This window comes from Bacillus sp. FDAARGOS_1420 (assembly GCF_019344915.1).
Classification (GTDB): Bacteria; Bacillota; Bacilli; order Bacillales; family Bacillaceae_G; genus Bacillus_A; species Bacillus_A mycoides.
This window is the reverse complement of sequence record NZ_JAHWJB010000002.1, coordinates 2715100-2741981: the sequence shown is the minus strand read 5'-3', so window position 1 is coordinate 2741981 and position 26882 is coordinate 2715100. Positions and strand designations below refer to the sequence as shown.

Sequence of the window (26882 nt, the reverse complement as noted above, 5' to 3'; positions counted from 1 at the left end):
TAATTTGGAGAATTTAACGATTTTCACCCCTACTTATAATAGAGCATATTGTCTTACAAATTGTTATGAGAGTTTAAAACGTCAAACATGTAAGAATTTTATTTGGTTAATAATAGATGATGGATCTAGTGATAACACAAAAGAATTGGTGGATAGCTGGATTACTGAAAAATATATAAAAATTATGTATCATTGGCAACAAAATCAAGGGATGCATGGTGCTCATAATACAGCATACGAAATGATTGATACGGAGTTAAATGTTTGTATTGATTCTGATGATTATATGCCAGACGATGCTGTAGAAAAAATCCTTTCTTTTTGGAGTAGATATGGGAATGAAGAAGTTAGTGGGATAATTGGATTGGATTTGTATACAAATGGGCAAATAATTGGTTCAAAGTTACCAGAAAACCTTAAATATTCCACGTTGTTTAATCTTTACAACAAACATGGTGTCACAGGTGATAAAAAATTGGTCTATCGCACAGAATTGACTAAGAAATATCCATACCCTATTTTTAAAAATGAAAAATATGTAGGATTAGCATATAAATACTATATGTTAGATCAAAAATATGAAATGTTATTAATGAACGAAGCACTTTGTTATGTGGAATACATGGCTGATGGATCATCAATGAATATGCTAAATCAATATCGTAAAAATCCAAAAGGTTTTGCTTTTTATCGCAAGGAACTTATGAAATTGCCATTTACTAATCGACTATTTAAATATAGGCAAGCTATACATTATGTATCTAGTAGTTTTATAGCGAAAAATAAAAGATTTATGCAAGAGTCGCCATGCAAAGGTCTTACGATTTGTGCATTACCATTTGGAGTTATTCTTTATAGTTACATTACAATGAAAACAAGAATGGAAGTAAATATATAGGGATTTACTTAGTAAGTAAATGAGAGGACATAATAATGACTATACTTTGGATGAATCTTTTTATCGTATTCATACTCGCATTTTTTGCAAGGTACTTTGCTATTCCTGTGACTAATAGTCTTACATCGATAAAGCCAAATCAGGTTCTAATTTTGATGGCCGCTCTATCCCTTGTACTAGTAGCGGGTCTTCGGAATAATATTGGGGATACTTATTTTTATATGCATGCATATAAAATTACTGAATTTAATTGGGAACATATTCAGAACAATAAAGATAAGGGGTTCTATATTTTTCAAATGATTTTAAAGGGGTACACGGACGATCCTCAAGCGATGGTTTTTATTACAGCGTTGATAACAAATGTGTTAATTGTACTTACTCTATATAAATATTCAAGGTTAATTGAGATAAGTCTTTATGTATATATAACATCCGGAATGTATTTAGTCTCTATGAATGGAATAAGGCAATATTTAGCCGCTGCGATTATCTTCGCTGCGACTAAATATATTTTCGATGGTAACTGGAAAATGTATATTTTAATAGTTCTTATTGCTTCAACTTTTCATCAAAGTGCGTTAGTACTTATTCCTTTATATTTTTTAATAAGAAGGAGAGCATGGTCAGGGGTAACATTCCTACTTCTTTTTTTAGCCGTACTTATAGTTATAGGGTTCAATCAATTTACAGAGGTTTTATTTAAAGCCATCGAAGATACTCAATATAGCCAATATAAAGAATTTCATGAAGGTGGAGCTAATATACTGAGGGTTGCTGTAGATTCGGTACCGCTTATTCTTGCGTACATTGGTAGAGATAGACTGAGAGAGATTTTTCCTGAGAGTGATTATATCGTAAATATGGCTTTACTTGGTACGGTATTTATGTTTATTTCGACACAAAACTGGATTTTTGCAAGATTCTCTATTTATTTTGGATTATACCAACTAATTTTAATTGCATGGGTTGTAAAATTATTTACAAAAAATGATCGGAAATTAATTTATTATAGCATCCTAGTATGCTATTTTATTTATTTTGTTTATGAACACCTCATTACTTTAGGGATAGTTTATAGAAGTAGTTATTTATGAGTGATAGGGAAATATAAAAAGTGAGTGGGGGAATTAAGGTGGGAAAGGCCGAGAAAATTCCGCGCAAAATACATTATTGTTGGTTTGGTGGGAAAGAGAAGCCTAGTATAGTTGAAAAGTGTATTACGAGCTGGAGGGAGAATCTACCCGGATATGAAATCATAGAATGGAATGAAAAAAATTTTGATATAAATTGTAATTTATATGTAAAAGAAGCGTATGAAAATGAGAAGTATGCATTTGTAAGTGATTATGCAAGAGTTCATGTTTTGTATGATTTTGGTGGAATTTATTTAGATACTGATGTTGAGGTATTTAAATCCTTTGATGATTTATTGCATCACCATTCTTTTTGGGGTTTTGAACAGGCAGATTATATAGCTACAAGTACAATCGGAGCAAGAAAAGGGAATCAGCTTATTAAGGTGTTTTTAGATTCTTATAAAGAGAAAAAATTTATAAAAAAAGATGGAAGTTATGATGATTTGACGAACGTTGCTATTGTATCAAAAATTTTACAGAATCAAGGATTAAAGCCAAATGGAGAGTACCAAGAAATAGAGGATGTAGGAGTTTTTTATCCACAAACATATTTTTCTCCATATGATTATATAAATTGTAGAAAATTTATAACTAAAGATACGTATGCAATGCATTATTTCTATAAAAGTTGGTTGCCATTTCGTATTAGGTTGAAGGTAAAACTAAAAGTAATGTTGTCTAAAATAATAGGTGGAGATAATATTTTAAAATTAAGAAAAATATTATCTAAATAATGGGGGTTTGAATTTGAATTTAAGTGTTGTGTATTCAAGTGATGATACCTATGCCCAACATGTAGGGGTATCATTGATATCGTTGTTGCAGAATAATAATCATTTTAATACCATTAATATTTATCTTATTGAAAATAACCTTTCATCATATAGTAAAAAAAATTTAAATTCCATATGTAAGAAATATAACAGAACTATTCAATATATAAATTTTAATGTTTTGTCAGATAGGTTAGAACTTAATATTGGTGACTCAATTGCAATAAATTCATATGCTAGATTATTTTTAGCAAGCGTCATTCCAGAAGATTTGGATAAAATTATTTATTTAGACTGTGATTCAATAATCAATAGTAGTTTAAGTGATTTATGGAATACTGATATTACAGAATATTTCGTGGCAGGTGTTTGTGATACGGTTAGTAATCAAACTAAATTTAGGATAAATATGGATAAAAACGATAGATATATAAACGCTGGTATGCTCTTAGTGAATCTTAAGAGATGGAGAACAGAGGGGATTGAAAAACAGTTTATAGAGTTTATTAATAAATATAATGGTCAAGTGTTCCATCATGATCAAGGGGTTATAAATGGGGTATTAAAAGGAAAGGTGTTATATCTTCATCCTAAATATAATGCTATGACCCCTTTTTTTACTATGGGTAGATATGAAATTATGCAATACTATGGTCTGCAAAATTATTATAGTGAGAGTGAATTAAGAGAAGCAATAGAGGCTCCAGTGTTTATACATTATACTCCAGCATTTGTAAACAGACCTTGGGTTAAAGGATGCCGGCATCCACTAACTGCATTGTATGAGGAGTATTTAGCAATGACACCATGGAAAGAGACTAAGCCATGGAAAGATAGGAGAGGAAAAGGAGAGCGGGTTATGTCTTTACTATATAATAACTTGCCATTTCGTGTAGCAAATCGCATATGTAACTTTATATTTAATTAGATGCTAAATCCGAGGAGATATTTATGAAGAAAAAAATATTAATAAGTATGTACTCTTTAAACATAGGTGGTGCTGAACGAAGTTTAATAGGGCTATTAGAATCCTTCAATTATAAAAAATATGACGTAGATCTATTTTTGTATAGGCAAGAAGGAGATTTTTTGGACCTTGTTCCTGAAGAAGTTAATTTATTGCCAGTAATTAAGCAGTATACAACTTTTGAAAGATCAATCAAAAACATTGTGAAAGAGGGACATATTTATTTAGGAGTGATGAGGATATTAGCTAAGCTGAAAGCTAATATGAAGAATAGAGAACAAGAGAAAGAAAAACGGACATATCGACAAATGCAATATACATGGCATTATTCTATCTCTCTGCTCCCTAAGTTGGTTAAAAAATATGATGTGGCAATTAGTTTCCTCGGTCCTCATAATTTTATATTGGATAAGGTAACAGCGAATATAAAATTAGGTTGGAATCACACAGATTACTTCACAGTCGTTAATCCGGACGAATCATTAGATGAAAAGATGTGGAACAGATTAAATTATATAGTTAATGTATCTCAAGACTGTCAAGAATCTTTTTTGAAGGTATTTCCTAATTTAAAGGAAAAGTCAATCGTTATAGAAAATATTTTGTCACCTGCGTTTGTAAAGGATCAAGCGAAAAAAGACATAAAAAATGAGATGGAGAGTGACAATTCGATAAAAATCTGTTCTGTAGGAAGATTGAGTAGTGCGAAAGGATTTGATCAAGCAGTATACGCATGTAAGAAATTAGTGGAATTAGGATATGACATAAAATGGTATGTTGTAGGATATGGAAGTGAGGAATCTCGAATTAAGCAATTAATAAAAGAAAATAATATAACTGATAGGTTCATTTTGTTAGGAAAAAAGGTGAATCCGTATCCGTATGTTAATAAATGTGATATTTATTGTCAGCCATCGAGATATGAAGGAAAAGCGGTAACGGTGAGGGAAGCGCAGATTTTAGAGAAACCCGTTATAATAACCAATTTTCCTACGTCCAAAAGTCAGCTGTGTCATAATTTTGACGGGTGGATAACTCCGAATGGGATAGATGGAATAGTGAAAGGTATAAGGGAAATGATTGAGGATATGGAACTAAGGAAGCGATTAATGATGAATACGATGAAAGTGGATTATGGAAACAGCAATGAGATTGAAAAGTTATATAAGATTATTGATGAAGAGAGTTAAGTTTGTTTATAATTTTTTCTACAAGTATGAAAATTTAATTGAGAAAGGAAAGAGAAAGTGAATCCAAAGGTAAGTGTTATCGTACCTGTTTATAATGGTGAAAAATATATTTCAAGATGTTTAGATAGTATAATTAGACAGAGTTATCTTAATATTGAAATAATAATTATTAATGATGGGTCCAATGATGAAAGTGAAAGTATAATAAGGTTGTATAAAAAGAGAGATAGTAGAATAGTTTATTATTCTCAGCAAAACAAAGGGCCATCTGAGGCACGTAATAAGGGTATTTTAAATGCAACAGGAAAATATTTAGTTTTTATTGATGCAGATGATACAGTAGATAAATATTATGTTGAATTTTTGTTGAACAAAATGATTGATTCAAATTCTGATTTAGTTTGTTGTGGATATCGAGATATTTCTAAGTATGGAATATTAAATTATACAGATTTTGATTTTGAAAAGAATATATCTAGACAGAACTTTATGGAAATGATTTGTCAGGGAACAGGTGGTGTTTTGTGGGGGAAAATATACAAAAAAGAGATTATCACTAAGTATGATTTTAAGATGGACAAAGAGATATTTATGTGTGAGGACTTAATTTTTGTTTTACAATATGCCTCAAGATGTAAAACGGTTAGTGCCATAAAGGACTATTTATATTATTATAATAGATTAAATGAAAACAGTATAAGCTCTAATATTTCCATACATTATATTGAAAACTATATAAATGTATGGAAACGAATCGAGAGGATTTTTCATTCTGTTCCTTTAGAGAAGAATAAGATAAATGAAATACTTACAAAGAGAATTCAAGATTTTGTATTAGGTTTAATAGAGCAAGAAAGTGTGAGAATGAGAGCAATTGGAATAAGAAATGCGACATCAAATATAAAAGAAATCTTATCTATTTACGAAATTAGTAATTCGGTGCATTTATTTTCATCTAGCAATGTAGTCTATAAGGTATATATTTTTCTGGTGAAAAAGGACTTTATAAGATTGAGCATTTTTTATGGTGTATTTTTAAATATGCTAAGAGATTTTAAAAGAAGAATAAAAACAGGGGGCCAGATTGATTCATGAAAAAGAAATTGCTCTTTGTTATTGATTCATTAAATATAGGTGGGGCGGAAAAGAGTATAGTTTCGTTGTTAAATTTAATTGATTATTCGAAGTATGAAATTGATTTTTTATTATTTAAAAAAGATGGTGATCTTAGAAAATATGTACCGAATCAAGTGAATATGTTACCGATACCAGAGTATTTTCAATACATAAGTAATGAAAATATTCCAGTAAATAAAAGCATTCTGTATTTCTATTATAGAATAAAAACTACTGTTCACTTAAGGATAAATGAATATAAAAATCATGTTTTACATAGCGAGCAAGTAGTATTCCGAAGCCTTGAAAAAATAATTGCTCCAGCTCAAAAGAAATATGATGTAGCAATCGCATATAGCCAAGGAATGCCGACATATTTTGTTGCCAACAAGGTATATGCATCAAAAAAAATGGCGTGGATAAATACTGACTATGTCCATACATTATACGATAAAGAGCTTGACTATGAATCGTATAAAAAAATCAATAAAATAATTACTGTTTCGAGGAATACTCAAGATTCAGTATCTAAAATTAGGAAAGAATATAAGGATAAGGTAGACCTTCTTTTTGATATAGTAGACCCCGATATAATTAATCAAATGGCTAATGAACATGAAGTTAATGAATTTGATCAATCGTTTATTAATATTGTGACGGTTGGTAGATTAGTAACAGCGAAAGGGTATAGTACTGCCATAGAAACAGCGAGGTTATTACAACAATCAGGCTACAAATTTAAATGGTTTGGAATTGGAGAAGGTCCAGAACGCAAAAAACTTCAGGAATTAATAAATAAATATAAATTGAACGATTGTTTTATGCTACTTGGGAAAAAATTGAACCCATATCCCTATATAAAAAATTGTGATATATATGTACAAACATCTATAAAAGAAGGATTCGGTCTCACGGTAAGTGAAGCGAAAATTTTAAGGAAGCCTATTGTATGTACAAACTTTCCTACAGCGAAGGAAATAATAAATCATAATGTTGATGGTTTACTAGTTGAGAAAAATATAAATGGAATATACAAAGGGATTAAAAAATATTTGGATGATGTTAAATTTAGACAACAAATAATAAAAAAATTGAATACTACAGAACCGTATAGTTCGATAAAACAATTAAGGGAATTTTATGCATTGATAGAAAAATAATGTGTGGTGATAATGAAATGAAAAAAGTTTTTGTAGATATATATTTGATGTTTAACTTAGGAGATGACTTATTTTTAGATATATTACTGAAAAAATATCCAAATAGCATGTTTACCGTTAATTATCTGGGGAAAAGTTATGATCAACTTATTTCAAAATATAGTAATGTAAAGAGAAGAAAGTACACATTTTTTGATAAAATTGGGCAAAGGCTTAAATTATCTGATTCTATAACAAACTATGATCAAGTTGCGGAAGAGCATGATGTCTTGTTATTTATAGGAGGTTCAATTTTTAGAGAAGAGGAGTATCATAAGTCGTTATATGAAGATAGGATGAGGATGGTAAAAGAGTTTAAGAAAAGAGACAAGCAAGTTTATATACTAGGAGCAAATTTTGGACCGTTTACAACTGATGAATTTTTAGAAGATTATAAAAGGTTTTTTATGTTATGTGATGATGTATGTTTTAGAGATATGAACTCATTTCAATTATTTGAAAACTTATCACAAGTTAGGTATGCGCCAGATATTATTTTTAGTATGAATGTAGATGGATATCGTAAAGAAAAAAAATCAAATAAAATCGGATTTTCAATTATTGATGTGCGGCATAAAAAAGGATTATCAACTTATTATAATCAGTATGTACGAAATACTGTAGAAGCATTGGAGTTATTAATAAGTAAAGGGTATAAATGTTATTTAATGTCATTTTGTGAACGAGAGGGAGATTTGGAAGTAATAAATGTAATAAAATCCCGCCTCTCGTCTAGAGCGTTACAAAATATTATAATCTACAGTTATAATGGGAATTTAGAAGAAGCTATCGAATTGATAGCTTCTTTTAAATTGTTAATTGCAGCGAGATTTCATGCAAATATACTAGGGTTATTATTAGATGTTGGGGTTGTACCTGTAATATATAGTCAAAAAACTAGTAATATGCTTAATGATATAAAGTTTAAGGGTACTTTAATAAATATGGATAATTTGCATATGCAATACGATGAAAATATTATAAATAAGTCATTATCTTATAAATTAGAACGGAATATTATAAGTGGTAGAGCTGATAATCATTTTGAAAAACTAAGTAGATTTTTAGGAACATAAAAATCTATATTGGAGGAAATATGAAAAAAAAAATCATTTTTATGGTTATAAATATGAATGTGGGCGGAACTGAAAAGGCATTACTTAATATGATAGCAGAGATGCCGAAAGATCAGTATGATGTAACGATTTTAATGTTGGAAAAATACGGAGGGTTTTTAGGTTCAATTCCTAGAGAAGTTCAAGTTAAATCTTTGGAAGGATATCAAAATATAAAAGATACACTAAATAATTCACCGTATATAGTTTTTATAGATTTACTAAAAAAAGGAAAGGTTATAAAAGCTTTTAATGTTATTTTTTTTCACTTAATATGTAAGTTAATGAAAGATAGAAGTCTTTTTTTTAAGTATGTATTAAGGGATTATCCGGTAATTGATAATGAATATGATAGTGTAGTTGCCTATGCTGGACCTATGGACTTTATAAGTTATTTTGTCGTAAAGAAGATAGTGGCCAAAAAGAAAATTCAATGGATTCATTTTGATGTAACAAAGGTTTCTTTTAATAAAGTGTTTTCAGCGAATATATATAAGGAATTTGATCAAATTTTTACAGTATCAAATGAAGCGAAAAACAAGTTGATTAGCATTATACCTTCTATAAAAAAGAAAACAGACGTATTTCCAAATGTGATTTCCTCAAATTTGATTCAAAAACAAGCAAAAGGTGGAAAGGGATTTAGTGATAATTTTACTGGGTTGAGGATATTGACAGTTGGTAGATTAGCAAACGAGAAAGGACAAGATTTAGCTATACGAGTATTATCTAGATTAATTGGTGAGGGTTTCAAAGTTAAATGGTATTGTGTAGGTGATGGGAGTTCAAGAAAGCAGTATGAAGAACTTATAGAGCATTATTCGCTTAAAGATACATTTATTTTACTAGGAGAAAAAAGAAATCCATATGTTTATATGGATGAATGTGATATATATGTACAGCCGTCTAGGCATGAAGGGTATTGTATAACACTTGCTGAAGCAAGATACTTAAATAAAGCTATTGTGACAACGAATTTTACTGGTGCTAAAGAACAAATAAGACATGAGGAAACAGGACTAATTGTAGATGTAGATGAGGATGATATTTATGAAGCTGTAAAGAAATTGGTAATTAATCAAAATTTATGTGAATATTTTTCTCGGAATTTAGCGATAGAAAATTATGATCAAGGCATCAAAAAAAAGAAAGGGATTTTAAAATCAGAAACTTCTAATTGTTTATAAAGGGACATAAAATTAAATTTTTAAAAGTAGGTTAGGGATTAGTAAAATAATAATACTGCTGAAGATGAGGGCTCAATTTGGAGGGGAACCATCAATAATATGTTAGATAGTGTTGATTAATTAAACTATTAATTATGTTAGATGAAAGGTAATTTGTTAAGATGAAAAATCAACTTAAAGCCGGTGCATTACTATCATATGTGGCGTTATTTATTAATAGTGTTATGTCAATAATATATACTCCAGTTATGTTGAATTTTCTAGGTCAATCAGAATATGGTGTATATAGTTTAGCATCTTCGGTGGCAGGTTATGTGGGGATATTGAACTTTGGATTAGGAAATGCAGTAATCAGATATACAGCAAAATATAGAGCTTTAAAGGATGATGAAGGAATCTCGAATTTATATGGAATGTTTTGTGTGATGTATGGAGTATTAGGAATATTAGCATTAATAGCTGGCACAATATTAACTATAAATGCTGATAGCATGTTTTCACACTCTTTAAGCATGGATGAAGTTCATACGTTAACAATTTTAATGTGGATAATGATAGTGAACATATCTACAGGAATAGGATTTGGTTTTTTCAGTGTTGTCATGTTAGCTTACGAACGGTTTGTTTTTCAGAAAGTGATAGGTATAGTGTATGCCATTATAAATCCCCTTATAATGGTACCCTTTCTTATTAAGGGTTATGGTTCTATTACAATGGTGATAGTGACAACACTGTTAAACTTGATGGTAATTTTGATTAACATATACTATTGCTTCAGAGTGCTTAAAATTAAAATTTTATTTAAAAAGGTTGAAAGAGGGTTACTAAAAGAAATAATAGTATTCTCATCATTTATTTTTCTGAATTTAATGATTGATAAAATATATTGGTCTACGGATCAAGTTATATTAGGGATATTTAGCGGAGCAGCGGCAATTTCAGTATATTCAATTGGAGCATCTTTTACAGGATACTTTTCGGGTTTTTCAACAGCAATATCCAATGTGTTTTTAAGTAGGGTGACAAGTATGGTAACAAAAGATGTAACAGACAAAGAAATCTCGAATTTATTTATTAGAATCGGTAGAATTCAATATATTATATTAGCATTTGTTTTTAGTGGATTTATTGTTTTTGGGCGAGAGTTTATTCATTTATGGGTTGGTAAAGAATATAATGATGCTTTTATTATAGCTATTATTATTTTGGCACCCATGATCGTATCGTTAATGCAAAGTATAGGGGGGATTATACTTCAAGCGAAAAATATTCAAACATTCAAATCGATAGTCTATGCTATTACAGCTGTAATTAATGTACTGATAAGTATTGTATTTGTAAAATGGTGGGGAGCTATAGGTGGTGCTGTAGGAACTGCAGTGGCATTCACTTTAGGTAATATAGTGATAATGAATATATATTATTGGAAAAAAGTTAATATAGATATACCTAGGTTTTGGAACAATATTATGAGGATGAGTTCTACTGTTGTAATAAGTGTGGTATTTGGGGCGATAATGAATCATTTTTTTCTTGAATATAGTTGGGGGTTATTAATTATTAAGATTAGTATATTTTCTGTAGTATATATTTACTTACTATGGTTGTTTGGGACGAATGAATATGAAAAAGATTTATTTATGAAGCCAGCAAAAAATATAATATCTAAATGTAGAAAGCGAATGTATAGGGTACATTAGGGATAATGTACAGGATTGGAGATCAGGGGGGATTTATTTTTAAATACAAATAAAAATGGTTAATCCCCTTTAATCGTTCTTAATATCGAATGTAATGGTTCATTATGTTGATTTTGTGGGGGCTAATTATGAACAAAGATATGAGAGAGAACTCGAAAATACTATTGGAATACGATAAGAGTTTTAGAAGTAAACCACGAATAGCATATATTTTGCAAGGAAATTTGATCGAAGTGTAGATGAAGAGGTAATAGGATACTTTGCGAATAAATACAAGACATAGTTTGTAATATCCCCATTTGTCCAGCGTTAGAGAGGTTTAGTCAAGGAAGTAGCACATCTATCCATACAATAGATCCACTAAATGAATATGATAGTTATTAGAAGATTATATACAATATAAGCGGATATTAATGGGGGTAGATGAATTAAATGGTTATATATATGGTTGAACTCAATCGCTGGGGAATAAAAAATGATGCAACTTCTCCTTTGCAAACTACACAGGGCATAAATAATGCTTTTGTATGGGCAAGGGATAATGGCTTTCAAACTGTTCAGTTACCTGAGGGGAAATATTTAATAGATAAAAATAATGCAATAAACTTTTTTGATAATACAACATATAGACTTTATAAGTGTATATTTATCAAGGAATCTAATAATCTTCCGAAATACAACATATTATTATGTGATGGAATAAAAAATGTGAACATAGAGGGAGCAATAATAAAAGGTGATAGAGAAACTCATGACTATTCAAGTGGTGGTACACATGAATGGGGGCATGGGATTGAATGTAGAAATTCATGTTATAACATAATAATTAAGGATTGTGAGATAAGTGAATGTACAGGGGATGGAGTTATAACATCTATGGATTTTTCAGCACTAGGTGGTATGCAACACCCTGCGCATTTTGCACAAGGAGATTTAAATAGTAAAGGTGAATTAGACAGTACAAAGTCTGATTATACAACAGTAACCAAATTTTTTGATGTTACAGGAAGCCTAGTAAAATCTGTTGGATATTTTTATTATTCTGGAGATGGATACGGTGGGTATGGAACAGGGAGTAATTTAAACAAAACTATTATTAAGGTACATTTTTATGCGGAAGATGGATCATATTTAGGGTATAGAAATACAAGAACGTATGAATTTGTGTATTTGAATTCACTTCCTGCTAATACAAAAAAAGTAAGATTTTCATTTTTACAAAATTATGCATTGATGAATGGGAATTTACATTATGTATTGTGTGCCAAAATACCACAATATATTAATATAAGTAATAGTAAGCTTTATGAAAATCGCAGGCTCGGGGCTTCAGTTAATGGAGGAAGGTTTGTGACGTTTGACAGTTGTGAAATTTTTAATAATAGCAATCCAATGAGCCGTTCTGTTGGGTGTAATCCAGGCTACGGTATAGATGTCGAAGATGGATATATGACAAATCAAAAAATTACGGTTAGAAATACTCACGTTTATGATAATCGAGCAGGTGCATTTATATGTATAAGTACACGGGGTGTTTTTTTAGAGAATAATAAATTTAAAGGAATTGTTAGTTTCGGGGGGAGTGGGGATGATTACGCATCTTTAAATAATGTTTATTATGGACCAATATCAGGAAGGTCTATAACAAGTGGATTAGAAGCTGATGGAACTTTTTGCTCGTTCACAAATGATTCTATATTTGGACAAATGTGTAATATAGCAGGAGGAAATACGACTTTGGATGGTTGTGTTTTTTCAAAAAGTACAATTTCTTTAAGTGGAGAAACTATAAAAATTAACAACTGTAAATTTACTTTTGACGATCCGGATGTAAATGGAGTGTTAGATTTTAGAAGTAAAAATATAGAAATATATAATTCCTTATTTGATATTAGGAGAGCGAAAGGAATTGCAACAACTGGTTATGCTCAAACAGAAAATGCTATATTCTCTAATGTGAAATTTTTAACTACTGAATCAAGCGGTGGTCATTATGTTGGTGCTAAAAGATTAATTCTTGAAAAGTGTGAGTTTATTCATAAAGGAGAAACACCTAATTATAGTCGTATGATGGCGGCCGAATTTATGAGAGTTGAGAATAATATCTTTATAAACCAATCTTTTAGATTTGATGGTGGAGATATATATGGTAATGAGAATTTAGCGAAAGATACGGGGTATCCAACGCATAGTTTTAGAAATAATCGGATTGTTTGGGAAAAACCTTATAGTTTAGCAGTTCATGAAGCAAGAGGACCAGGCGTATCGTTTATTTATATACCAAGATTAGAGGTTATGAATAATAATATAGAGGTAAATGGCAAAGTTACTTCGCTTGGTTCACAATATACGCTAAGGGTGTTCACGGAAAATTATTTGAATGTTTCAAACAACAATATTGTTACGAATAATGAAATTGGAATTAATACGATGGGAACAATAGTGATCGAAGGAGCTTACAGAAAAAAAGATTCAGTGTTGCCGACACCAAGAACAACTATAATATCTCAAGGTAATAATTCAGTTAATTCAAATATAATCTTTACGAATAATGTTAATTCACAATTAGAAAAGAATATAATAGGAAATATACCGCTTTCATCTACAGCAGCAGTAGAACCTAATTATGGAAAGTACATTCGTGGAGAAGTAGTATTTAATGCTACTCCAATTATTGGTGGATATATTGGGTGGGTTTGTATAAGTGCTGGTACAGCGAATGGAAACAAGTGGACGGCGGGTAAAGAGTATTCAGTAAATAGTTTAGTAAATGCCAGTGGAAAAGTGTATAAAGCTATAACAGCAGGTATTAGTGGTGCGAATGCTCCTTCGCATAATAGTGGTATAGGCACAGATGGAAAGCTAGAGTGGCAATATGTTGATATGTTAGCAGTATTTAAACGTTTTGGTTTGATAGAAGGTTAGAATAATTTTATTCTAACCTTTTTTATGTTTTTTATGTAGATAATATGAATTGATTAATAGGTGAAACTTTCGAGGAAAAGATTGAAAACAAATAAAGGGTTAGGAGAGTGATAATAAATGAAACGGTGTTTTGATATGTTTATTTCTCTATTTTTATTATTGTGTTTTTCTTTTGTTATAGCTTTAATAGCCATTTTTGTTAAGTTTAAATTGGGGTCTCCAATATTCTTTAAACAAGAGCGTCCAGGTTTATATGGAAAGCCATTTAATCTTTATAAATTTCGTACAATGACTAATGAAAAAGATAAAGATGGAAATTTACTGTCAGATGAAATTAGATTAACTTCTTTCGGGAATTTTTTAAGGAAGTATAGTTTAGACGAATTACCACAACTCATAAATGTTGTAAAAGGTCACTTAAGTTTAGTGGGGCCTCGACCATTATTAATGGCATATATACCTTTATATTCACAGGAACAGGCAAAAAGACATAATGTAAGACCGGGTATTACTGGATGGGCTCAAATCAATGGTAGAAATAGTATTTCATGGGATGAGAAATTTAAACTAGATATTTGGTATGTTGAGAATAAGAGTTGGTATTTAGATTTGAAAATTTTATTTTTAACTTTTGTGAAAGTCTTAAAATCAGATGGGATACAGAATAGTAATCATGCAACTATGCCGGTTTTTAAGGGGAGTATAAACCATGGGGGGGAATAACATGAATATTTTGTTTACTAGCTCAGGTAGGAGAGTAGCTTTAATTGAAAAATTTAAGGAAGCACTTAAACAAGAAGGAATCAAAGGGAAAATCTTTACTGCAGACTTAAAAGAAACTGCTCCTACTATTTACTTTAGCGATAAGCATTTTGTTGTTCCACGTGTAAATGAAGAAGGGTATATAGATGAGTTATTAAAGATATGTAGATTTGAAGAAATAAAACTAATAATTCCGTTAATTGATACAGAATTAATCCTTTTGGCTAATAATGCGAAGGTTTTTGAAAGTATCGGTGTAAAAATACTAGTTTCTAGTTTGGAATTAAATAAAATAGCTAATAACAAAAAATACACGTATAACTTCTTTGTTTCTAATAATATACCAACGCCCAGAGTATATAGTGATGAAGAAATTGAAAGAAAAGAATATCAATTTCCATTATTGATTAAGCCTTATGATGGAAGTTCTAGTAAAGGTGTAACAAAAATAATGAATGAAAAGGAATTGGAATTCTTTAAGGAGTATATACCTAACGCGATGATACAAGAGTATGTTTCAGGGGAAGAATATACTATAGATATAATGGTAGATTTTTATGGGAATATAAAAACGATTGTTCCTAGGTTACGTATAGAGACACGAGCAGGTGAGGTAAGTAAAGGGATGACCAAGAAGGATAATGAAATTATCAAAGCTGCCGAAAGTGTAATAAAAGCTCTTCCTAATCCTGTTGGATGTATTACTTTACAATGTTTTAAAAAGGAAGATGGGCAAATTACGTTTATTGAAATAAATCCTCGTTTTGGTGGAGGGATTCCGTTATCGATCGAAGCGGGAGCAAATTTTCCACTATGGACAATTGAAATGTGTCAAGGGGAAATGTTTACGGAGCGAGATTTCAATTGGAGAGAAAACTTAACGATGCTTAGATATGATGAAGCGGTTTTTACGGAGAGTACTTAACATGGTGATTAAAGCAATTGTCTTTGATATGGATGATACTTTATATAAAGAAAAGGATTATATCGTAAGTGGTTTTAAAGCAGTGGATGAGTGGATTGAAGAGAACTACAAGAAAACTGGATTTTATAATGCTGCAATTCAATTATTTGATTTTGGGGAAAGAGGGTTTGTGTTTAATAAAACGCTTGAAAAGTTAAACATTCCTTACGATGAAAATTTGATTAGTAATTTGATAGAACAGTATAGGTTTCATAAACCAGATATTCAATTGTTGGATGAAGCGGAGTGGGTACTAAATAATTTAGTTAATACCGTTAAAATAGGACTTATTTCAGACGGATATTTAGTTACCCAAGAAAAGAAGATTAATGCATTAAAGTTAAAAGGGAGATTTCATTCGATAATTCTCACTGATAAGCTTGGAAAAGAATATTGGAAACCGAGCCAAATTCCTTATGAAAAAATAAGTAAGGAACTACAGGTTCCTCATCAGCAGTGTGTTTATATAGGAGATAATTTAAGTAAGGATTTTATAACTGCCAAGAAACTAAATTGGATAACAATTCATATTAATAGAGAAGATGGGATTTACCGTAATCTTATAGTTGAGCAAGATTATAAAGCGCATTATACAATAAATGATTTAAGAAGACTTCCTGATATACCTGTATTAAAGCATATGTTTTTAGATACATAATTTTAAAAATATGTATAAAGGATGTGTTCACATGCAAACCATTCAGCATAAAAAACGAATCTATCTCTCTTCACCGCACATGGGCGGAAATGAACAAAAATATATTCAAGATGCATTTGACTCAAACTGGATTGCCCCTCTTGGCCCAAATGTAGATGAATTTGAAAGAGAACTTGCATCTTTTGTAGGAGTTAAAGGTGGGACTGCAGTTAGTTCAGGTACGGCAGCCATTCATTTAGCTTTACGGTTATTAGATGTTCAAGAGGGAGATACAGTGTTTTGTTCAAGTTTCACCTTTGTAGCGAGTGCGAATCCGATTGTTTATTTAGGGGCTGAACCGGTATTTGTTGACTCAGAACCGGAAACATGGAATATGTCACCACAAGCGCTAGCGCATGCCTTATATGATGCTAATAAAGCAGGGGAATTACCGAAGGCTGTTATTCTTGTTCATTTATATGGTCAAAGTGCTAAGTTAGATGAAATTCTTTCGCTTTGTAATCAATATGATATTCCTATAATCGAGGATGCAGCAGAATCTCTAGGTTCTACATATAAAGGGAAAGCAAGCGGTACATTCGGGAGGTTTGGGGTTTATTCATTTAACGGAAATAAAATCATTACGACTTCGGGTGGTGGAATGCTTGTATCTGATGATGCGGAAGCATTAGTGAAAGCAAAATTTTTAGCGACGCAAGCAAAGGATCCAGCACCACATTATGAACATAGTGAGATAGGATATAATTATCGAATGAGTAATATTTTAGCAGGTGTTGGGAGAGGGCAATTAGAAGTGTTAGAAGATAGAGTGAGGGCGAGAAGGCGTATATTTAATCGGTATTATGAAGAATTATCTCACATACCTGGATTTTATTTTATGCCGGAATTAGAAAATACTCGCTCGAATCGTTGGCTTACAACTATGATGATTGATGAAAAGGAATCTGGTATCTCTATTGAAACATTATTGACAACTTTAGCAGATGAGAATATTGAAGCACGTCCTACGTGGAAGCCACTACATATGCAGCCACTTTTTAAAGAAAGTAAGTATTATTCTCATCAGAAAGATAATGATGTATCAGCAAGGTTATTTGAAAAGGGGATTTGTCTTCCTTCTGGATCCAATATGATGGATGAGGATCAGTGGAGAGTTATTCAGGCGATTATAAACATTATATAACATGGAATAATTCACAGAGAAACAAGTACATTAAGGTTCATTATAATGAACCTTAATGTTGTATATTTGGTTTATATTCCCATTTATATATTGACGAAAAATTAATATAATGATAATTTAAATGTATATATAACTAGGTTTATGGGTGATTTAGAGTGTGTGATTGATTGGGAGTTGAAATGTGTAATTTTGTTCTTTAAAAAGAATTAAATCAAGGGCGAAGTTGTATTAAATAAAAAAGAACCTTTGCGGTAACTTGTTGTATAAGGGGTGGGGAAAATGAGTGCTATAACAGGTATTATTCATTTTAATGAAGAAACTATATCGATTCAGCATGGCACGCAGTTAATGAGTTATTTACAAAAGTACCCTGCTGATGATATTCAAATATGGCATAAAGAAAATGTTTTTCTAGGATGTCACGCACAGTGGATCACACCAGAATCTGTTGGTGAACAATTACCCTTTTATAATTACGAAAAGCAACTGGCAATTACAGCAGATGCTATTATTGATAATCGTAATGAGTTATTTGAAAAATTACAAGTGGATTATGCAGATAGAAAAAACATGACAGATAGTGAGTTGATTTTACTCTCTTATCAGAAATGGGGGGAAGCGACTCCAAAATATTTGGTAGGCGATTTTGCCTTTATGATTTGGGATGAGAAAAAACAAACCCTTTTTGGAGCCAGAGATTTTTCGGGAAGCCGAACCCTTTATTTTTATCGTGGTGAGGAAAAGTTTGCTTTTTGCACTATTATAAATCCATTATTTACTCTACCATATGTTGAGAAAAAATTGAATGAGCAGTGGATTGCTGAATTTTTAGCTATACCTGTAAATTTCGAATCAGTAGATTCACAGCAAACAGTTTATAAATATATAGAACAGGTGCCTCCATCACACACTATTTCGGTAAAGAATGGCAAAGTTAATTTTTCGCGATACTATACACCAACTACTGGGAAAATGCTTAATTTAAAATCAAATGAAGAGTATGAAGAGGCATTTCGAGATGTGTATCAAAGTGCAGTGAAGGCACGTTTAAGAACACATCACAAAGTAGGAGCTCATTTGAGCGGAGGGCTAGACTCTGGTTCTGTCGTTAGCTTTGCTGCAAAAGATTTACGTGCTGAAAATAAAAAATTACATACGTTTAGTTATGTCCCAGTAGAAGGATTTGTAGATTGGACACACAAAGGTAGGATAGCCGACGAAAGACCATTTATTCAATCAACTGTAAAGCATGTAGGGAATATACAGGATTATTATTTAGAACTGCCGGAGAGAAGCCCACTATCGGAAATTGATGATTGGCTGGAAACAATGGAGATGCCATATAAATTTTTTGAGAATACTTTTTGGTTGAGCGGAGTTTATGAAAAAGCATCTCAGCATGGAATAGGGGTACTCCTTAGTGGTCAAAGAGGTAATTGGACAGTATCGTGGGGGCCTATTTTAGATTACCAGGCAATGTTGTTAAAAAAGCTACATTGGATGCGTTTTTATCGTGAACTATATTTATATAGTAGAAATCTAGGAGTGAAAAAATCACGTGTTTTTGAAGTGGTAAGAAGAAAGGCATTTCCATTTTTGCATCAGTTACTTTCTTCAGAGGAACAAGATGTTTTTCCTAGGATAATCAATCCGGAATTTGCAAAAAAAATGAATGTTTTTGATGTTCTCAAAGAACAGGATATTGATATAACAGGTACCTCTATCTCAAATGCATATGACATGAAAAGAGAACAGTTTGAAAAAACATATTATTGGAGCATAAATGGAACGTATGAAACGAAATTATCGTTACGTTATGCTTTATGGGATCGTGATCCTACAAATGACTTACGGATTATTCAATTTTGTTTGTCAGTCCCGGAAGAACAGTATGTTCAAAATGGTTTAGATCGATCTCTTATCCGGAGAGCCACAAAAAATTTACTTCCTGATAAAGTACGATTAAATCAACGCGTTCGGGGTGTTCAAGGTGCAGATGGTGTGTACCGTATGGCTCCTTTTTGGAATGAATTCATTGAGGAAGTTGAAGAACTTAGTGTAGATCCAATAATCTCTGAATTTCTAAATGTAGAGGTAATTAAGAAAGCTATCTCGAAAATCTGTAAAGAACCTCGACCAGAGTATGCATTTGATCTAGATTTTAGAGTTTTAATGCGCAGCCTAATCTTCTATAGATTTATAAAAAAATCAATATGAAAGGAGGTGATACGTATGAAAAAGGAATGGAAACAACCTGTATTAGAAGTACTTAATATTAATATGACTATGGCGGGGCCTGGACATAAATATCCTGATGCTGCTCAACCTGATCCAGATGATCCGGTGAAGTATAGTTAAGTCACTGGAAAATAAAGCTCTTATATAACTTTGTTATATAAGAGCTTTCAAAAAATTGACAATGTGGGGTGAATAGGATGTTCAATTCGATGGGAAATGTGTTATACAAAGCCTTCGGGTTAAAAATAGTAAGTGAAATCCCATTACCCGAATTGTCTCAGCTGAATGAAAAGAAAGAAATGGCGGATGTTCAAATTGAAATAACGGATTTATCTGAACAATGGGGTAAATATAGCGAAGAACAGCAAAAAACAATTGTAGTGGAAGATGATGTAGTGATGTTTCATGTTCCTCAGACTGCAATATTTTCTGTCCAATCGGGCGAGAAAATTACGTTTTCACCTATGCCAGGGGCGGAAGAAAATAAAATCCGACTATATATTCTTGGGACTTGTATGGGGGCACTTTTAATGCAACGCAAAGTACTTCCGTTGCATGGAAGTGTAATTGCTATAGATGGGAAAGCATATGCTTTAATTGGTGATTCAGGGGCTGGAAAATCAACTTTAGCCTCGGCTTTTTTGAGTAAAGGATATCAAATTTTAAGTGATGATATAGTTGCTGTGTCTCTTTTATGTAAGAATACCCCGATAGTTGATCCGTCTTACCCACAACAGAAATTATGGAAAGAAAGTTTAGATGAGTTTGGAATGGAAAAAGAGCAATTTAGCCCTTTGTTCGAAAGGGAAACGAAGTATGCTGTTCCTGTTAATTCTCAATTTTTTCCCGATCCATTACCTCTTGCTGGTGTTATTGAATTAGTAAAAACGCAGGGAGAAGATATTGAGATGACCCGTATTGAAGGTCTCGCACGCTTGTGCAAATTATACCAACATACTTTTAGGAATTCTTTGATTTCTAAATTAGGATTGATGGAATGGCATTTTGAAACTTCATCTAATATTGCAAGTGGAATGGAAATGTTTCAATTAAGACGCCCGGCTTCGAGATTTACAGCTCATGAGCTTGTGCAAGTTATTTTAAATACTATACAGAAAGGGAGTATGGCTGATGGTTGTTCATTCGAGAAAAATATCATTAGAACATAATGTTGTACAGAGTGAAGGTAATATAGTAAGCGATATGGATGGAGAAAAAGTTATGTTAAATGTCCAAAAAGGAAATTACTATAACTTAGGAGAAATAGGCGGAGAAATATGGGAGCTTATTGAAAAGCCGATAATAATTAATCAGCTTGTTACTATGTTAGTATCTAAATATGATATTGAACGAAAAGGTTGTGAAGAGCAAGTTCTTTCCTTTTTAGAGTGTTTGTTTCAAGAAGGTTTAATTCAAATAAAAGACCATCCTAATAAGTAGATTCATAACTTTAAGAGAATTGTTAGGGAGGGATTAATGAATATTGTGAAAAGGTTAAGGGTATTTTTATCATTGAACACACAAACAAAGCTTTTATTTTTAGAGGCTTTTATTTTTTTAGGGTGGGCGCGTGTATTAAAAAGTATTACCTTTTCCAAAGTTGCACCTTCTTTAGGGGATTACATGAACGAAACACCAGTTGCTCAAGTTCCGCCACACGGGGATACACTAAAGAAGGTGTCTGAAGCTATTTCTATTATGAGTCGTTATACTTTTTGGGAAAGTCAATGCCTTGTTAAAGCTATAGCTGGGATGAAAATGCTCGAAAAACGTCATATTGAGAGTACTATTTATTTAGGAACCGCTAAGGATAATAATGGGGAATTAATTGCGCATGCATGGTTACGGAGCGGTTCTTTTTATGTTACTGGATTAGAAGGAATGGAGAAATTTACTGTCGTTGGATCATTTGCAAAGAGGTTAAGTGAGGACACTATTAAAGGAGAATAAAATGAGGAATGATTTTGATCTTGATGTAGAGTTCATGTCTAAGGAATTGAAATTTCTTTTTGCAATTTTGAAGTTACAAGATGACGAAACACTGCAAACTTACAGTAGTGAATGGTTTGCAGATATTGATTGGGAGGTTTTTCTTGAGCAAGCTATGCATCATCGTGTTTATCCGGTGATTTATAAAAAACTTAAACAGGTAGATGAGGAACGAATTCCTTCACATGTTGTACAAACTTTAAATAGAAAATATAAAAATAATACATTTCAAATGCTTTATTTAAGTGCTGAAATGGAACGAATAAATAAACTTTTTAATGAAAAAGAGATTCGTACGATGTTTCTAAAAGGACCTGTATTATCCCAGGATTTATATGGAGATATTTCTTTGCGAACATCCTGCGATTTGGACGTTCTCATTCCTATTCAAAATTTAGAAAAAGTAGAAAAACTACTTTTAGAGCAAGGATATGTGAAAGATGATTATATTCAAACGATATTAAGTGATTGGAAATGGAGGCATCACCATACAACATTTTTCCATCCAACAAGGCGGATCAAACTTGAAATTCATTGGAGGTTAAATCCCGGACCGGGTAAGGAACCTGGGTTTGAAGAGCTTTGGAAGCGAAAGAGAAAAAGTACACTTACGAGTAATTCGGTATATATGTTAGGAAAGGAAGACTTATTTTTATTTCTTGTATCTCATGGTGCCAGACATGGTTGGTCCAGGTTACGTTGGTTAGTAGACATAAAAAAAATTGTCGATCAAGATCTTAACTGGAATGAGATTCATAAATTAATGAGAAAATACCAAATGCTTCATTTGGGAGGACAAGCATTAATTTTGGCATCACAGTTGCTAGGTACACGACTAAATGAAAGAATGACGGAATTAGTAGCTAAAAAACATTCGAAGCAGCTAGCACAAGAAGCACTGTTTTATTTCAAGAAAATGATAAACTTGCATTCTGAACCTGTTCCTGAAGAAGTACTTGCTTATCATAGTAGACATTTATTTTCACTGATGTCTAATCAGCAAAAAATTATATTTATTTTGAGCCAACTTTATCCTTATCCAATTGATGCAAAAACATTACCGTTACCTAAATCTCTTCATTTTTTATATTTTCCTTTACGTCCGTTTCTATGTCTTTGGAGGAAAACAAAGGAGCTTGCTTTGTCATAGGAGGAACATCGATGAATCATATTATATATTTTATGAAGAAATTATATTCTTCTGCAGGGAAAATTCTGTATGTGAATTTGTTTGGTATGGTTTTAATAAGTTTACTTGAAGGGATAGGTATTATTTTATTAATTCCTATGATAAGTATGACTGGAATAATCAATGTAGGTGAGGAGACTGCTTTTATTGCACCTGTCTATAGATTTTTACAGGATTTCCCTAAAACAACAAGTCTAATGTCTATTTTAGGTATATATATACTAATAGTGTTAGGTCAAAATCTACTACAAAGAAACATAACGCTAAGGGATGCGAGAACGCAACAAGCTTTTGTACGAGAATTAAGAATAGAAACATATAGTATGATTCTAAAAGCGAAGTGGAGTTTTTTTTTAGAGAAAAGGAAAACAAATCTAATAAATATATTAACTACAGAATTAGCTCGCGTAAGTTATGGGGTTAATTTAATTTTACAATTGTTAGCTGCTATTCTGTTTACATTCATACAGGTGGGGATTGCGTTTTTATTATCACCCCAAATAACTATATTTGTTTTGGTCTTTGGCTTATTATTCTTGGTAGCTTCTCGTGTTTTTATAAAAAAAGCACGAATACTAGGCGGTAAGACCTCAAAATTGGCACAAGGCTATCTTTCGGGTATAACAGATCATTTTAATGGAATTAAAGATATAAAGAGTAATACTTTGGAAGCATCACGTTTAGATTGGTTACAATCTATAACAGGAAAGATGAGTAACGAACAAATGGAGTATATGAGAATAAGATCGAACTCTCAATTGTTTTATAAAGTTTCAATGGCTATTTTAATTGCATTTTTTATATTATTATCAGTAAGTATATTTAAAGCTCAACCGGCCCAATTACTATTAATCATACTCATCTTTTCGAGGATATGGCCAAGATTTATGACGATTCAATCAAATTTAGAACAACTAGCTGCAAGTATTCCTGCTTTTAAGTCATTATGGGAGTTGCAAGAGGAATGTAAGGAAGCGATTGAAATACAGGATATACATCAGCACAAACAAATAAAGCCGATTTGTATTGAACAAGGTATTGAGTGTAAGGATGTTCACTTTCGTTATAATAAGCAAGAATCTTTATACGCACTTCAAAATATTAATGTACAAATTCCAATAAATAGTATGACGGCCATTGTGGGGCATTCTGGTGCAGGAAAAAGTACATTAATTGATGTATTAATGGGATTAATCCAGCCAGAAAAAGGTCAAGTGTTAATAGATGGTACTCCCCTTACAACTGATAATTTATTGTCATTAAGGCGGGCTATTAGTTATGTACCACAAGATCCTTTCTTATTTAATGCGAGCATAAGAGATAATTTATTGATGATTGAACCGAATGCAAATGAGGAAGAAATTTGGGATGCATTAAGTTTTGCAGCCGCCGCTGAATTTGTACAAACGCTACCAAATGGGCTTGAAACACTGATTGGAGATCGTGGGGTGAGGCTTTCAGGTGGTGAACGTCAGCGACTTGTACTAGCTCGGGCTATTTTAAGAAGGCCATCGATTTTAGTATTAGATGAAGCTACGAGTGCATTAGATACTGAAAATGAAGTGAAAATCCAATCAGCAATAGAAAGGTTGAAAGGAACAATGACAATTATTGTGATTGCGCATCGTTTATCTACTATACGCAATGCAGATCAAGTCATTGTCTTAGGAAAAGGTGAAATTGTCCAAAAAGGTGAATTTAATCAATTGGCTAAAGAGAGAAAAGGTGTATTTCGAAGTTTGTTAGGGTCACAAATGGAAGTTGGTTCTTAGAAGGGAAAGGGTGAATGAATTTTTGTATTCATACAGTTCGAATCGAATAAAAGCCCGAGTAATGGTCAGTTATAACAGGATCTTATTCGTGTTTTTATTTGTGCGTTTTCTAAATTTAGGGAATAAATATAATTCAGTACCTTGCAATAAACAATACTAAGTGGTATATTATGGATAAAATAGGTGTCGTGTACTGAACAGTACTAAAATGAGAAAGGGGGATTGTCCTTGAACGTTCAGTTTAAAAAAGGTGTGTTAGAACTATGTGTTTTGGCACTAGTGAAACGTAAAGATAGTTACGGTTATGAACTTGTTCAGCAAATCTCTAATAAATTTTTAATATCGGAAGGTTCTGTATATCCGTTATTACGTCGTTTAACGAAAGAGGGATATTTTCAAACATATTTAAAAGAATCGACGGAAGGACCGCCCCGTAAATATTATCAACTAACAGAGCAAGGGGAGATGCAACTTACGTTATTAGTAACAGAGTGGCGTGATTTTGCTAAAGGTGTTCAAGAAATTATTGAAGGGGTGGAATGGGATGAGTAAAGAACGGTTTCTTAAAGAATTATCAAGTCATCTTAGAAAGTTACCAGAAGAAGAGCGACAAGATATTTTATTTGATTATGAAGAGCACTTTCAGTTTGGGATGGAAGAGGGGAAAACTGAATCAGAAATAATAAAGGGACTTGGCTCTCCGAAAGTAATTGCGAAAGACTTACTTGCTTTGTATCGCTTTGATGAGATGAAAAAGGATCCATCGACTTCGAATATAACAAGAGCTGTCATGGCAGCGGTTGGACTTAGTTTGTTTAATTTTATTATTGTGTTAGGCCCGTTAGTTGCAATTATCGGTTTTATATTTTCTTTTTGGGTCGGTGGGATTGCTAGTGTAGTGACACCATTTTTCGTTATTGTAAAAGTATTTATGGGCACTTTTATATGGTTGGATCTTTTCGTTAGTATAACGTTTGTCGGAGTAGGTTTGTTGTTATGTATTGTAGCTTATTATAGTACGAAGTGGTTTAAAAGATTATGTGTACGCTATGTAGTCTGGAACTTCAAAATGATAAAAGGGGAGTAGATGATGAAAAAGATATTATTAGTAGCTATCGCTTGTATCATTATTGGAGTAATAGGGATTTCACAAACATATGAAAAAGCAGTGCAAACTGCAGAAAAAGGAGATAAAGAGGACGTAATTAAAAACGAAACGCTAAAAAATGTAGAAGTTAAGTTAGATGCTGGAGATATTGTTGTCCAAAAATCTCCTGATTCCTCTTTTTATGTAAAGCAAAAAGGAGACGTAAGTAAACAGGAGATTCGTATTGCTGAAGATGGTGATACATTAAAAATCATAGGGGAAATAGAAAAAGGTGTTTCATTTGATTTTTCATTTTACAATTTCGGATTTCAAACGCCTACATTGACTATATTAGTACCTGAACGTTCTTATCAAGAGATAAAAGTAAATTCATCCGCTGGACAAATAGAAATAAGTAATGTGAAAAGTGACCGCGTAAGTGTTGAAACACTCGCCGGAGAAGTGGATTTGAAACATGTAACAGCAAAGAGTGTGGAGGGGTCTACAAAAGCTGGTGAGGTGAATTTTAAAAAAGTAATAGGGAAAGTAACAGCAAAAACGGCTAGTGGGGATATAGATATTATTGATCATGATTCTAAATATGATTTAGAGGTAAGTTCAACTGCTGGAGATGTAGATATTACTTTATTGGAAAAACCACAAGATGCAGTTATAACTGGGCAAACTGCTGCTGGAGACGTGACAATTTTTAATGAAGACAATAAAAATATAACGATTGGTAATGGTAGTAAAAAGATTAGCGGTAAAACCGCTGCTGGAGATGTTACTATTGAAACGCGTTAATAATTAATGAAACGCATTCTTTTGAAT

At 32.0% G+C, this 26882-nt stretch carries 25 protein-coding genes; all 25 read left to right on the top strand.

Annotation, left to right across the window (positions count from 1 at the left end; genetic code table 11):
• Nucleotides 1–4 precede the first annotated feature (4 nt).
• The 25 genes from I6L50_RS24240 to I6L50_RS24120 all read left to right on the top strand — a co-directional run bounded on the left by I6L50_RS24240 (nucleotide 5) and on the right by I6L50_RS24120 (nucleotide 26855).
• The gene (locus tag I6L50_RS24240; protein WP_219303351.1) at nucleotides 5–898 is read left to right on the top strand and encodes a glycosyltransferase family 2 protein; all 894 of its coding nucleotides are present in this window, start codon (nucleotides 5–7) and stop codon (nucleotides 896–898) included.
• A gap of 35 nt (nucleotides 899–933) precedes the next feature.
• Nucleotides 934–1995: an EpsG family protein gene (locus tag I6L50_RS24235; RefSeq protein ID WP_219303350.1), complete on the top strand. Its 1062-nt coding sequence runs from the start codon at nucleotides 934–936 to the stop codon at nucleotides 1993–1995.
• Between the two features lie 38 nt (nucleotides 1996–2033).
• A complete protein-coding gene (locus tag I6L50_RS24230) occupies nucleotides 2034–2771 on the top strand; it encodes a glycosyltransferase family 32 protein (protein ID WP_219303349.1) in 738 nt (245 codons plus the stop codon).
• Between the two features lie 13 nt (nucleotides 2772–2784).
• Nucleotides 2785–3738: a glycosyltransferase family 8 protein gene (locus I6L50_RS24225; RefSeq protein WP_219303348.1), complete on the top strand. Its 954-nt coding sequence runs from the start codon at nucleotides 2785–2787 to the stop codon at nucleotides 3736–3738.
• A 23-nt stretch (nucleotides 3739–3761) separates the two neighbouring features.
• The gene (locus I6L50_RS24220; protein WP_219303347.1) at nucleotides 3762–4967 is read left to right on the top strand and encodes a glycosyltransferase; all 1206 of its coding nucleotides are present in this window, start codon (nucleotides 3762–3764) and stop codon (nucleotides 4965–4967) included.
• A 57-nt stretch (nucleotides 4968–5024) separates the two neighbouring features.
• On the top strand, nucleotides 5025–6062 hold the full coding sequence (locus I6L50_RS24215; protein ID WP_219303346.1) for a glycosyltransferase family 2 protein: 1038 nt from the start codon (nucleotides 5025–5027) through the stop codon (nucleotides 6060–6062).
• Nucleotides 6059–7243 carry a glycosyltransferase gene (locus tag I6L50_RS24210; protein WP_219303345.1) on the top strand — a complete coding sequence of 395 codons (1185 nt, stop codon included), beginning with the start codon at nucleotides 6059–6061 and terminating at the stop codon, nucleotides 7241–7243. Before I6L50_RS24215 ends, I6L50_RS24210 begins: the two co-directional genes overlap by 4 nt.
• Before the next feature lie 17 nt (nucleotides 7244–7260).
• On the top strand, nucleotides 7261–8358 hold the full coding sequence (locus I6L50_RS24205; protein WP_242310496.1) for a polysaccharide pyruvyl transferase family protein: 1098 nt from the start codon (nucleotides 7261–7263) through the stop codon (nucleotides 8356–8358).
• A gap of 20 nt (nucleotides 8359–8378) precedes the next feature.
• Nucleotides 8379–9584 (top strand): glycosyltransferase, encoded by a 1206-nt coding sequence (locus tag I6L50_RS24200; protein WP_219303343.1) that lies wholly within the window; start codon nucleotides 8379–8381, stop codon nucleotides 9582–9584.
• 161 nt (nucleotides 9585–9745) lie between these two features.
• The gene (locus tag I6L50_RS24195) at nucleotides 9746–11284 is read left to right on the top strand and encodes an oligosaccharide flippase family protein (protein WP_219303342.1); all 1539 of its coding nucleotides are present in this window, start codon (nucleotides 9746–9748) and stop codon (nucleotides 11282–11284) included.
• Nucleotides 11285–11716: 432 nt separating this feature from the next.
• Nucleotides 11717–14209 carry a right-handed parallel beta-helix repeat-containing protein gene (locus tag I6L50_RS24190; protein WP_219303341.1) on the top strand — a complete coding sequence of 831 codons (2493 nt, stop codon included), beginning with the start codon at nucleotides 11717–11719 and terminating at the stop codon, nucleotides 14207–14209.
• A 117-nt stretch (nucleotides 14210–14326) separates the two neighbouring features.
• Nucleotides 14327–14932, top strand: a complete 606-nt coding sequence (locus tag I6L50_RS24185; protein ID WP_219303340.1) for a sugar transferase — start codon at nucleotides 14327–14329, stop codon at nucleotides 14930–14932.
• The gene (locus tag I6L50_RS24180; RefSeq protein ID WP_219303339.1) at nucleotides 14919–15896 is read left to right on the top strand and encodes an ATP-grasp domain-containing protein; all 978 of its coding nucleotides are present in this window, start codon (nucleotides 14919–14921) and stop codon (nucleotides 15894–15896) included. The genes I6L50_RS24185 and I6L50_RS24180 overlap by 14 nt, the downstream gene beginning before the upstream one ends.
• Before the next feature lies 1 nt (nucleotide 15897).
• Entirely contained in the window at nucleotides 15898–16593 is a 696-nt protein-coding gene (locus tag I6L50_RS24175; protein WP_219303338.1) for an HAD family hydrolase, read from the top strand.
• Nucleotides 16594–16624: 31 nt separating this feature from the next.
• A complete protein-coding gene (locus I6L50_RS24170; protein WP_219303337.1) occupies nucleotides 16625–17776 on the top strand; it encodes an aminotransferase class I/II-fold pyridoxal phosphate-dependent enzyme in 1152 nt (383 codons plus the stop codon).
• Nucleotides 17777–18055: 279 nt separating this feature from the next.
• Entirely contained in the window at nucleotides 18056–19993 is a 1938-nt protein-coding gene (locus tag I6L50_RS24165) for a lasso peptide isopeptide bond-forming cyclase (protein WP_219303336.1), read from the top strand.
• 15 nt (nucleotides 19994–20008) lie between these two features.
• Nucleotides 20009–20134: a paeninodin family lasso peptide gene (locus I6L50_RS24160; protein ID WP_002146236.1), complete on the top strand. Its 126-nt coding sequence runs from the start codon at nucleotides 20009–20011 to the stop codon at nucleotides 20132–20134.
• A 77-nt stretch (nucleotides 20135–20211) separates the two neighbouring features.
• Nucleotides 20212–21183: a phosphoenolpyruvate carboxykinase (ATP) gene (locus tag I6L50_RS24155; RefSeq protein WP_219303335.1), complete on the top strand. Its 972-nt coding sequence runs from the start codon at nucleotides 20212–20214 to the stop codon at nucleotides 21181–21183.
• Nucleotides 21146–21454, top strand: a complete 309-nt coding sequence (locus tag I6L50_RS24150; protein ID WP_219303334.1) for a lasso peptide biosynthesis PqqD family chaperone — start codon at nucleotides 21146–21148, stop codon at nucleotides 21452–21454. Before I6L50_RS24155 ends, I6L50_RS24150 begins: the two co-directional genes overlap by 38 nt.
• Nucleotides 21455–21490: 36 nt before the next feature.
• Nucleotides 21491–21964, top strand: coding sequence for a lasso peptide biosynthesis B2 protein (locus I6L50_RS24145; RefSeq protein WP_219303333.1), 474 nt, complete (start codon nucleotides 21491–21493; stop codon nucleotides 21962–21964).
• Nucleotide 21965: 1 nt separating this feature from the next.
• On the top strand, nucleotides 21966–23153 hold the full coding sequence (locus tag I6L50_RS24140; RefSeq protein ID WP_219303332.1) for a nucleotidyltransferase domain-containing protein: 1188 nt from the start codon (nucleotides 21966–21968) through the stop codon (nucleotides 23151–23153).
• Nucleotides 23154–23164: 11 nt separating this feature from the next.
• Nucleotides 23165–24964 carry an ABC transporter ATP-binding protein gene (locus I6L50_RS24135; RefSeq protein ID WP_219303331.1) on the top strand — a complete coding sequence of 600 codons (1800 nt, stop codon included), beginning with the start codon at nucleotides 23165–23167 and terminating at the stop codon, nucleotides 24962–24964.
• A 228-nt stretch (nucleotides 24965–25192) separates the two neighbouring features.
• Nucleotides 25193–25516, top strand: a complete 324-nt coding sequence (locus tag I6L50_RS24130; RefSeq protein ID WP_002185126.1) for a PadR family transcriptional regulator — start codon at nucleotides 25193–25195, stop codon at nucleotides 25514–25516.
• Nucleotides 25509–26051: a DUF1700 domain-containing protein gene (locus I6L50_RS24125; protein ID WP_219303330.1), complete on the top strand. Its 543-nt coding sequence runs from the start codon at nucleotides 25509–25511 to the stop codon at nucleotides 26049–26051. Before I6L50_RS24130 ends, I6L50_RS24125 begins: the two co-directional genes overlap by 8 nt.
• Entirely contained in the window at nucleotides 26052–26855 is an 804-nt protein-coding gene (locus I6L50_RS24120; protein WP_002014437.1) for a DUF4097 family beta strand repeat-containing protein, read from the top strand.
• Nucleotides 26856–26882: the final 27 nt, after the last annotated feature.